The organism is Pseudorhodoplanes sp. (assembly GCF_035565795.1).
GTDB lineage: Bacteria > Pseudomonadota > Alphaproteobacteria > Rhizobiales > Xanthobacteraceae > Pseudorhodoplanes.
Genome location: NZ_DATMRV010000138.1, coordinates 1 through 9,282 on the forward strand (window position 1 = coordinate 1; position 9,282 = coordinate 9,282).

The 9,282-nt window shown below is 62.7% G+C and carries 10 protein-coding genes; 6 read left to right on the forward strand and 4 right to left on the reverse strand.

Going from position 1 to position 9,282, the window contains the following annotated elements; all coding sequences use genetic code 11:
* Nucleotides 1-418, forward strand: a 418-nt coding sequence (locus VNZ93_RS13080; protein ID WP_325705473.1) for a Bug family tripartite tricarboxylate transporter substrate binding protein, incomplete at its 5' end; no start/stop codon positions are given.
* 70 nt (nt 419-488) lie between these two features.
* Here the strand turns inward: VNZ93_RS13080 and VNZ93_RS13085 are convergent.
* Complete coding sequence (locus VNZ93_RS13085; protein WP_325705476.1) at nt 489-2,369, reverse strand: ABC-F family ATP-binding cassette domain-containing protein; 1,881 nt, start codon at nt 2,367-2,369, stop codon at nt 489-491.
* Nucleotides 2,370-2,944: 575 nt separating this feature from the next.
* On the opposite strand from VNZ93_RS13085, the gene VNZ93_RS13090 reads away from it, so the two are divergent.
* Nucleotides 2,945-3,772: a cyclase family protein gene (locus VNZ93_RS13090; RefSeq protein ID WP_325705479.1), complete on the forward strand. Its 828-nt coding sequence runs from the start codon at nt 2,945-2,947 to the stop codon at nt 3,770-3,772.
* A 120-nt stretch (nt 3,773-3,892) separates the two neighbouring features.
* Here the strand turns inward: VNZ93_RS13090 and VNZ93_RS13095 are convergent, their stop codons facing one another.
* Together VNZ93_RS13095 and VNZ93_RS13100 are read right to left on the reverse strand one after the other, a co-directional pair.
* Nucleotides 3,893-4,120: a hypothetical protein gene (locus VNZ93_RS13095; RefSeq protein WP_325705482.1), complete on the reverse strand. Its 228-nt coding sequence runs from the start codon at nt 4,118-4,120 to the stop codon at nt 3,893-3,895.
* Nucleotides 4,121-4,367: 247 nt separating this feature from the next.
* Nucleotides 4,368-4,571 carry a sulfur globule protein precursor gene (locus tag VNZ93_RS13100; RefSeq protein ID WP_325705485.1) on the reverse strand — a complete coding sequence of 68 codons (204 nt, stop codon included), beginning with the start codon at nt 4,569-4,571 and terminating at the stop codon, nt 4,368-4,370.
* Between the two features lie 238 nt (nt 4,572-4,809).
* On the opposite strand from VNZ93_RS13100, the gene ndk reads away from it, so the two are divergent.
* From ndk to VNZ93_RS13120, 4 genes are all read left to right on the forward strand, one after another.
* A complete protein-coding gene (gene ndk, locus VNZ93_RS13105) occupies nt 4,810-5,232 on the forward strand; it encodes a nucleoside-diphosphate kinase (protein WP_325705488.1) in 423 nt (140 codons plus the stop codon).
* 121 nt (nt 5,233-5,353) lie between these two features.
* Nucleotides 5,354-6,130: a TerC family protein gene (locus VNZ93_RS13110; RefSeq protein WP_325705500.1), complete on the forward strand. Its 777-nt coding sequence runs from the start codon at nt 5,354-5,356 to the stop codon at nt 6,128-6,130.
* A gap of 42 nt (nt 6,131-6,172) precedes the next feature.
* Nucleotides 6,173-8,272, forward strand: coding sequence for a molybdopterin oxidoreductase family protein (locus VNZ93_RS13115; RefSeq protein WP_325705491.1), 2,100 nt, complete (start codon nt 6,173-6,175; stop codon nt 8,270-8,272).
* A gap of 308 nt (nt 8,273-8,580) precedes the next feature.
* The gene (locus VNZ93_RS13120; RefSeq protein WP_325705494.1) at nt 8,581-8,784 is read left to right on the forward strand and encodes a cold-shock protein; all 204 of its coding nucleotides are present in this window, start codon (nt 8,581-8,583) and stop codon (nt 8,782-8,784) included.
* 65 nt (nt 8,785-8,849) lie between these two features.
* On the opposite strand, the gene purN is transcribed toward VNZ93_RS13120, so the two are convergent.
* Nucleotides 8,850-9,282: phosphoribosylglycinamide formyltransferase (gene purN / locus VNZ93_RS13125; protein ID WP_325705497.1), on the reverse strand; the 433-nt coding region annotated here is incomplete at its 5' end.

Below are 9,282 nucleotides of genomic sequence, written 5' to 3' on the forward strand. Positions count from 1 at the left end.
CGCAGGCGGTGGTCCGGCGCTGCAATCGGCCGTCGCGGGCCATACGCCGATCGTGTTCGCTGCGTTGCCGCCGGCGATTCCGCTGGTCAAATCGGGCGATCTTCGTGCGCTGGCGATCGTCGGTCCCAAGCGCGTGTCTGCATTGCCGGATGTGCCGACCATGACGGAGGCGGGGCTGCCGGGTCAGGAGGCGGAGACGATCCTTCTTGCGCTTGCGCCCGCCGGCACGCCGAAGCCCATCATCGATTTTCTGAACAAGGAAATCGTCAAGGCCGTGAATACGCCGGATGTGGTTCAGAAGCTCGACGTGTTCGGCTTCTCGCCGCTCGGCACGACGCCGGACGAAGCAGCAAAGCGGATCAAGTCCGAACTCGACATGTGGGCCAAGGTCATCAAGGACGCCAAGATCCAGCAATAAAGCGGTGGCGCTGCGCATCCTCCATGGCCGGTTTCGATCGGCCATGGATTGCCTGCGGTGAGGCTTTCGATCAGAGCGAGGCGGCTTCCAGCTCGGCGCTCGCGTTCAGCCATTCCTCCTCGGCTTCGGCCAGTCTGTCGGCGGCGTCCGCGCGCTCCCTGGCAAGCTGACCGGCCTTGACCGGATCGCTCGCGAACAGGGTCGCGAGCGTTGCGTCGAGCTGTTCGATCCGGGCGTGAAGCTTCTGCGTCAGCACCTCGGCCGCGGAGACGCGCTTGCGCAAGGCCGCAAGTTCCGAACGCTTCTGAGCGGAGTTCTTGCGGCTTTCCGTGCCGGCTTTCGGCGCTGCATCCTTTGCGGCTGCGCCCTTGCGCGTATCGCTGCCTTCGCCCGACAGGATGAGCCGGCGGTAATCGTCGAGATCGCCGTCATACGCCGAGACCCCGCCGTTCTGTACGATCCAGAGCCGGTCGACGCTGGCCTCAAGCAGGTAGCGATCGTGCGAGACCAGGATCACCGCGCCGGGATAATCATTGATCGCCTCGATCAGCGCCGCACGGCTGTCGATATCGAGATGGTTGGTCGGTTCGTCGAGGATGACGAGATGCGGACCGCCGAAAGTGGCGAGCCCGAGCATCAGCCGCGCCTTCTCGCCGCCCGACAACGTCTCGACCGCGGCATCGGCACGCTGCGCAGAAAATCCGATCGCGCCGGCCTTGGCGCGGACCTTGGCCTCGGGCTCGTCCGGCATCAGGCGACGGACATGATCGTAGACGCTGTCCTTGGGACGCAATTCATCGAGCTGGTGCTGCGCGAAATAGGCGGTGCGGAGCTTGTCGGCGCGGGTGATGGAGCCGCCCATCGGCGCAAGGCGCTCGGCGAGCAGTTTGACCAGCGTCGACTTGCCGTTGCCGTTGGCGCCGAGCAGGGCGATGCGGTCGTCGTCATCGATGCGCAGCGACAGATTGCGCAGCACCGGCTTGCCCGGCTCGTAGCCGACCGACACGCCATCGAGGGCGAGGATCGGCGGCGATAATGTCTTGTCCGGCGCAGGCAATACGATCGGGCGCACGTCATCGCTGACCATCGCCGAGGCCGGCTCGAGCTTGGCGAGCATCTTCAGTCGTGACTGGGCCTGACGCGCCTTGGATGCCTTCGCGCGGAAGCGATCGACGAAGGCCTGAAGGTGCTTGCGCTGGGCTTCCTGTTTCTTGGCGAACTTCGCATCCAGCATCTGGCGCTCGCGGCGCTGGCGCTCGAACGATGAATAGCCGCCGCGATAGAAGGTGAGCTTGCCGTTCTCCAGGTGGAGAATGGAGTCCACCGCGTTGTCGAGGAGATCGCGGTCGTGGCTGATGACCAGCACCGTGTGCGGGTAGCGGGCGAGGTGGTCTTCCAGCCAGAGCGTACCTTCAAGGTCGAGGTAGTTGGTCGGTTCGTCCAGAAGCAGGAGATCGGGCTCCGCGAACAGTGTGGCCGCGAGCGCGACGCGCATGCGCCATCCGCCGGAGAATTCAGAGACCGCGCGGGCCTGGTCCGCGGTCGAAAAGCCAAGGCCGGAGAGGATCGCGGCTGCGCGCGCGGGCGCGGAATGCGCATCGATGTCGGCAAGCCGCGTATGGATCTCGGCGATGCGGTCGGCGTCGGTTGCGTGCTCGGCCTCGGCGAGCAGCGAGGCGCGCTCCCGATCGGCGGCAAGAACGATGTCGATCAGGCTGTCCGGTCCACTCGGCGCTTCCTGCAGAAGGCGTCCGACCCGCGCGCGCTGGCGCACCCTGAGGCTGCCGGATTCCGATGCGAGATCGCCGGTGATGACGTTGAAGAGCGTGGTCTTGCCGGTTCCGTTGCGCCCGACGAGGCCGGTGCGGCTGCCCGCGGGGACACGCACCGATGCGTCGTCGATCAGAAGGCGTCCTGCGACCCGGACGGTGAGGTTTTCGATGGTCAGCATGCGGGCGCGTTTGTGACGAATCGCTTCCGCGAGATCAACCGTGCTCGTGCACGCGGTTCAGCGCCTGCGTTTCGCGGCGAAATTCAGGTCCGGAGCGCCATTTCCGTGAGGAAAAGAATACTGGGGATGATTGAAGACACGTCGATGACAGTGACTCTTTTCGCGAATCACTGGACATTGATGCGGGGCTAGCCCTCCGGCTGCTCGAGTGGCGTTTCATCTCAAACCTGAAAGAGGACGCTATGGCGAAGAAGGCCAAGAAGAAGAAAGCTGCGAAGAAGAAGAAGAAGTAACGAGTTTACATCGGCCCGGGTGGACATCCTCCCGGGCCGAATGCTGTCTGCGATCGATCAAATGATCGCGCATGAGCCGGACGCGTCGTTGCGGCTCCCATGGTCCCGAGATAACGCCGAGTAGAGCCTTTTGCTCCTCGCGCGGTCTCGGCCAGCCTCCCAATCAAGATCGGGCTGCCATCTGGCGCGCATACGCGTCGGGGTTCATGATGCGGGCTGCACGCGCCGGCCCTGCGCGGGGCGCACGGTGACGCGTATCCTGTCGATCGGAGGGAGTTGCCGATGTGCCTGCCCGGATGTGAAGAAGCGGTGCGCGCCGCGCTGACCCGTCGCGGATTTTTCAGAGGAGCGGGGGCAAGCGCTGCGGCGACATTCGCCGCGACCGCGGTCGCGCCGCCGCCGGCCCTTGCGCAGGAACGCAGCTTTCGGCGCGTGATCGATCTCACGCATACGATGTCGCCGGACTTTCCGACATTCTTCGGCGTGCCGGGGATCGAGATGCAGAAGCAGTTCGATCTCAAGAGGGACGGCTTCAACCTGTATTGGTGGCGCATCGTGGAGCACGCCGGCACGCATCTCGATGCGCCGATCCATTTTTCCGAGAATGGCGCGACCGCCGACCGGATCGACGCCGCGTCATTTGTCGTGCCGCTCGCCGTGGTCGATGTCACGGAGCAGGCCGCGAAGAACACCGACTACCAGATGACGCGCGGCGATCTCGCCGCATACGAGACGAAACACGGGCGCATCCCGGACAATGCGTGTGTGGCCATGCATTCGGGCTGGGCGCGCTATGTGGCCGACAGCGCGAAATTCACAGGTAAGGACGCCGCCGGCTCTTTCCATTTCCCCGGCGTGTCGCCTGATGCGGCGCAATGGCTGATGACCGAGCGCAAGGTGATTGGACTGGCGGTCGATACTTTGTCGCTCGACCATGGCGCCTCGAAGGATTTCAAGACGCATTACACGTGGCTGCCATCGGGACGCTGGGGCCTGGAGAATGTCGCTGCACTGGATCTGGTGCCGCCGTCAGGCGCGACGCTTGTGGTCGGTGCTGCGAAGGTAAAGGACGCCACCGGCGGGCCGGTGCGCCTGATCGCGCTGATCTAGCTGCTGCCGACCTCGCGCGTATCATCAAGTCATCGTTTGGATCACCGAAGAAGAAGCCCCGGTCCCTCATGAGGGATCCGGGGCTCTCTGCCTCCCGGCACGATCGTCTGCGCAATGTCTTCAGCGGCAGACGTTGACGGTTTTCCAGAAGCCGCCGTGATAGGTCTTGACCCACACCTTCTGCCAGCAATCGACATGCACGTGCACGATCGGCTTGTGCCAGTGAGCGTGGTGATGGTGATGATGATGGCCGTGCCAGCCATGTGCGGCCGCCGGAGCGGTGGATGCGAGCGACGCGATGCCGACGGAGGCGATAGCGGCGAGCGCGATTGCGGTGGTGCGAAACATTTCAAAATCTCCTGTTCTGGATGCCCGATCGCATCCGGTGCAGATCAGTCGCCGGGAGAGCAAAAGGCGTTCAGCGATGGCGGATTAAAACTGCGCAATATTTGTCGCAGCCTGTCGCAGGCCAGGATTGTTCGGCTGCGTTAAGCGTCGTCGTTGCGGATCGGGGCAGTTCGTCCCTGCCAAAATGCAAAGCCCGGCCTCGTGTGAGAGGCCGGGCTCAGCACGACGCCATCAAGGCGCAGCGTGCTTAGTAGTAATAGTTGTACGAACGATAGTACGGCTTGTAGTAGCGATAGCCGTAGTACGGCTTGTAGTAGCTGTTGTAGCCACCGTAATAGCCGTAGCTCTTGTAGCCATAGCCGTAGTAGTGGGCCGAAGCAGCGGTCGGGGCGAGCGCGGCAGTCACGAGCGCAGCACCGGCAGCCAGGCCAAGGATCGTCTTGCGGAACATGAGGGTCTCTCCTGTGATGGATGTGGTGCTCACATCCTCACCGTCTGTCGCGCCCCATGCGGATTAGGTTCGAAGCATCCGGGAAGCCGAAAAGGCGCGCGGGTTCAGGACGTTGCAGGAAAGTCGGGTGCGGCAGGACGACGCGGGGCTGTCTTGCCGTGGCAAAGGTGCATGGCTATAAGCCCGCTCGCACCCATTCCGGGCTTCATTCCCAAGCATCTTCAAAGGACGTCACCCTATGGCGATCGAGCGCACCTTTTCGATTCTCAAGCCGGATGCCACCGAGCGAAACCTGACCGGTGCCATCAACGCCGTCATCGAGAAGGCTGGTCTGCGCATCGTCGCGCAGAAGCGCATCCGCATGTCCAAGGCCGAGGCCGAAACGTTTTACGGCGTTCACCGCGAGCGTCCGTTCTTTGGCGAACTCGTTGCCTTCATGACCTCGGCTCCGGTGGTGGTCCAGGTGCTGGAAGGCGAGAATGCGATTGCGAAATACCGCGAGATCATGGGCGCGACCGACCCCGCCAAGGCGGCCGACGGCACCATCCGCAAGCTCTATGCGAAGTCGGTCGGCGAGAACTCGGTCCACGGTTCCGACGCGGCCGATACGGCGGCGAAGGAGATCGCTCAGTTCTTTTCCGGCAATGAAATCGTAGGCTGATAGGACTTTTCTATCACCTGAGACACGACGCCCCGTTGCCACGGTAGATTTACGGTCGTAGATACCCCTTTCTTTTCCGAAGAAAGAAAGGGGTATCCGGGTGGGATCGCTTTGGGCGGACATGCTCTCGCCGGCCTTCTGGGTGGCTGCGGGGCAAATTATCGGGATCAATATCATTCTGTCGGGTGACAACGCGGTCGTGATCGCGCTGGCCTGCCGGATGCTGCCGCCGAAAGAGCGGTTCTGGGGCATGATCCTCGGCGCCGGCGTTGCCGTGCTGCTGCGCATCGTCTTCACCCTCGTGGTGGCCCAGGCCATGGGCTATCCGTTCCTGAAACTCGTCGGCGGTGTGCTGCTGCTCTGGGTTGCCGTGAAGCTGGTGGTTCCCGAAGAGGATCACGGCGAGGGCAAGGTTGCGGCGGCCGACAACCTCTGGCGCGCGGTCCGCATCGTCGCCATTGCCGACATCGTCATGTCGCTCGACAACGTGATCGCCATTGCGGCGGCCGCCGAAACCGCCGGCATCCGTGTCGACCCGGCCCATGCCGAGTCGATCAAGATGGCGCTGATCATCTTCGGACTCGTGACCTCGATCCCGCTCATCGTGGCCGGTTCAGCTCTGCTGATGTCGCTGCTTGACCGGTTCCCGATCCTGGTCTGGGCCGGCGCGGCACTGCTCGGCTGGGTCGCCGGTGACATCATGGCGAAGGATCCGGCGCTCGAACGCATCCTCACGCCCGATCAGATGCATACGCTGCATTACTGGGCGGCGGCTGCCGGGGCGTTGTTCGTAATCGGGCTGGGCTACTGGCTGCGGCAGGCGCACAACAAGAAGATGCTGGATGCTCCGCTGGTGATCGATCCGCCCGGGCCGGAAGAATTCCCGCACAAGCACTGAGCGACATCTCGTTCAGGCACAAATAATGCTAAGAGGGGCGGGATGAACATCCATCATTCCGCCCCTTCGCTTGTCACCCGCGCGTCGGCCTGTCCGCACGATTGCCCGTCGACCTGCGCGCTCGAGGTCGAGGTTCATGATGGCGTCCGCATCGGGCGGGTGCGCGGCGCGGACGAGAACGCCTACACCGCGGGCGTGGTCTGCGCGAAGGTCGCCCGCTATGCCGACCGCATTCATCACCCGGACCGTTTGACCCGGCCGCTCCACCGCAAGGGAGCGAAGGGCGAGGGCGCGTTCGAGCCCATCGGCTGGGATGACGCGCTCGATATTGTCGCCGAACAATTCCTGAAGGCTGAAGTGCGCTACGGCCCGGAAACCGTGTGGCCGTACTTCTACGCCGGCACGATGGGCCTCGTGATGCGCGACGGCATCAATCGTTTGCGCCACGCGAAGAAGTATTCCGGCTTTCAGACGACCATCTGCGTCAACCCGGCCTGGACGGGATTCATGGCCGGCACCGGCAAGCTCGCCGGCGCCGATCCGCGCGAAATGGCGAAGTCCGACCTTGTCGTGATCTGGGGAACCAACCCGGTCTCGACCCAGGTCAACGTGATGACGCATGCGGCGCGTGCGCGCAAAGAGCGCGGCGCGAAGATCGTCGCGATCGATATCTACATGAACGGCACCATGCAGCAGGCCGATCTGCCGGTACTGGTGAAGCCCGGCACCGATGGTGCGCTCGCCTGCGCGATCATGCATTGCCTGTTCCGCGACGGCGCCGCCGATTGGGATTATCTCGATCGCTACAGCGATGCGCCGCGTGAGCTCGAAGCACATGTGAAGACGCGAACGCCGGAATGGGCATCTGCGATCACCGGCTGTCCGGTCGAGACGATCGAGGAGTTTGCGCGGCTTGTGAAAGAAAACAAGCGCTCGTTCTTCCGGCTTGGCTACGGTTTCTCGCGTTCGCGCAACGGCGCGGTTAACATGCATGCGGCGAGCTGTATCCCGGTGGTGACCGGCGCCTGGCAATACGAAGGCGGTGGCGCGTTTCACAATAACGGCGCGATCTATCACTGGAACAAGAGCATGATCGAAGCGCCGGAGCTCACCGATCCGTCGGTGCGCATGCTTGATCAGTCGAAGATCGGCGCCATCCTTGACGGTGATCGCGACGCGCTGTTCGGCGGTCCGCCAGTGACGGCGCTGCTCGTCCAGAATACCAATCCGGTCTCCGTTGCACCCGACCAGAATGTAGTGAAGCGCGGTTTCGCGCGCGACGATCTGTTCGTCTGCGTGCACGAGCAGTTCATGACCGAAACCGCTTCGGTCGCGGACATCGTGCTGCCTGCGACCATGTTCATGGAACACGACGACGTCTATCAGGCTGGCGGCAGCCAATACATCCTGCTCGGACCGAAGCTGATCGATGCGCCGGGGGAATGTCGCAGCAATCACGATGTGATCTGCGGCCTCGCGAAGCGGCTTGGTGTGACGCACGAAGGGTTCGATCTCACGCCACGCGAGATCATCGACTGGACGCTGAAAAGTTCCGGCTGGGGCGATCTCGAACGGCTCGAGCGCGAGCGCTGGATCGACTGCCAGCCGCCGTTCGAAAAGGCGCATTATCTCGACGGTTTCAAATGGCCGGACGGCAAATTCCGTTTCAAGCCGGATTGGCCGACGGTGCCGTTCAAGTCGCCATGGACCGCAGGTCCGGTCGCACAGATGCCGGTGCTGCCGGATTACTGGGAGGTAACCGAGATCGCCGATGCTGAACACCCGTTTCGTCTTGCGACGTCCCCGGCACGGCAGTTCCTCAACTCCACATTCAACGAGACGCCCGCTTCGGTGAAGCGGGAAGGGCGTCCGACGCTGATGCTGCATCCCGATGATGCGGCGGCGTACAATATTGCCGATGGCGATCGCATCGCGGTCGGGAACAAGCGCGGCACGGTGAAACTCCACGCAAAACTGTTCGATGGTGTGCGGCGCGGCGTTGTGATCGCGGAATCGATCTGGCCGAATACTGCATACGAAGATGGCTGCGGCATCAATTCACTAACGGGGGCCGATGCGATCGCACCCTATGGGGGCGCCGCGTTCCATGACAACAAGGTCTGGATTCGTCGTCTGGCGTGATACGCGAATGCGTCGCATGCGCGATTGTGCATGCGGATTTGCAGCAAAATTGAATCCGACTGCACGTGTGTTTTCATCGGGATCTTTACCCTCGCAGTCGCGATGATGTGACGATGCACAAAGACTGTGCTGTCTTGGATAAGCCGCAATCTTGCGATTGCCTCGACGTGCAATCTGACTTTGGTTTCCTTCGCCTCCCGCTCCGCTTCGTCGCGACGTGATCGTTCGGATCCCCCAAAAGCCGGGTTGTGGCGTCGATGCGGCAACGTAGCGGGCGTCATCTCTGACTGCAGACCAGGAGACAGACGATGCCGAAGGGTACCGTCAAATGGTTCAACCCGACCAAAGGCTATGGGTTCATCAAGCCGACCACAGGCAACAAGGACGTGTTCGTACACATCTCCGCTGTTGAGCGGGCAGGGCTCTCGACCCTGAACGAAGGACAGTCGATCGAGTTCGAACTCGTGAGCAATCGCGGCAAAGAGTCCGCGGAAAATCTCAAGGTGGCTTAGTCCATTTTCAAAACGTGCGGCTTGTCCGCGCCGACTTTTCTAACCCCGGATTATCCGGGGTTTTTTTATTGCGCCGGCAGATACGCTGCTTCCGCGGTGCTGATCGCGCCGGAGATGACGCAGCGCTCGCCCTTCACATGCACGCGATCCGCCGCGACGAGATTCAGCGCGAGCGGATAGATGCGGTGCTCGACCGCAAGCACACGTTTCGCCAGCTCATCCTCGGTGTCACCCGGCAGAACCGGTACGCGGCCCTGCGCGATGATCGGTCCGGAATCCATTTCAGGCACGACGAAGTGCACGGTCGCGCCATGGTCGCGCACGCCGGCTTCGATGGCCCGCCGGTGCGTATCGAGTCCCTTGAAGGCGGGGAGGAGCGCCGGATGGATGTTGAGCATCCGGTTCGGCCATTGTCCCACAAACCACGCGGTGAGGATTCGCATGAAACCGGCGAGGCAGACGACTTCGATGCGATGCTGAAGCAACACGTCCTGCAAC

Bases quoted from the DNA above. Each gene is read 5' to 3' on its own strand.
- VNZ93_RS13095 (WP_325705482.1), bottom strand. From the start codon at position 4,120: ATGTTTCGCACCACCGCAATCGCGCTCGCCGCTATCGCCTCCGTCGGC.
- VNZ93_RS13115 (WP_325705491.1), top strand. From the start codon at position 6,173: ATGAACATCCATCATTCCGCCCCTTCGCTTGTCACCCGCGCGTCGGCC.
- VNZ93_RS13090 (WP_325705479.1), top strand. From the start codon at position 2,945: ATGTGCCTGCCCGGATGTGAAGAAGCGGTGCGCGCCGCGCTGACCCGT.
- ndk (WP_325705488.1), top strand. From the start codon at position 4,810: ATGGCGATCGAGCGCACCTTTTCGATTCTCAAGCCGGATGCCACCGAG.
- VNZ93_RS13110 (WP_325705500.1), top strand. From the start codon at position 5,354: ATGCTCTCGCCGGCCTTCTGGGTGGCTGCGGGGCAAATTATCGGGATC.
- VNZ93_RS13120 (WP_325705494.1), top strand. From the start codon at position 8,581: ATGCCGAAGGGTACCGTCAAATGGTTCAACCCGACCAAAGGCTATGGG.
- VNZ93_RS13085 (WP_325705476.1), bottom strand. From the start codon at position 2,369: ATGCTGACCATCGAAAACCTCACCGTCCGGGTCGCAGGACGCCTTCTG.
- VNZ93_RS13100 (WP_325705485.1), bottom strand. From the start codon at position 4,571: ATGTTCCGCAAGACGATCCTTGGCCTGGCTGCCGGTGCTGCGCTCGTG.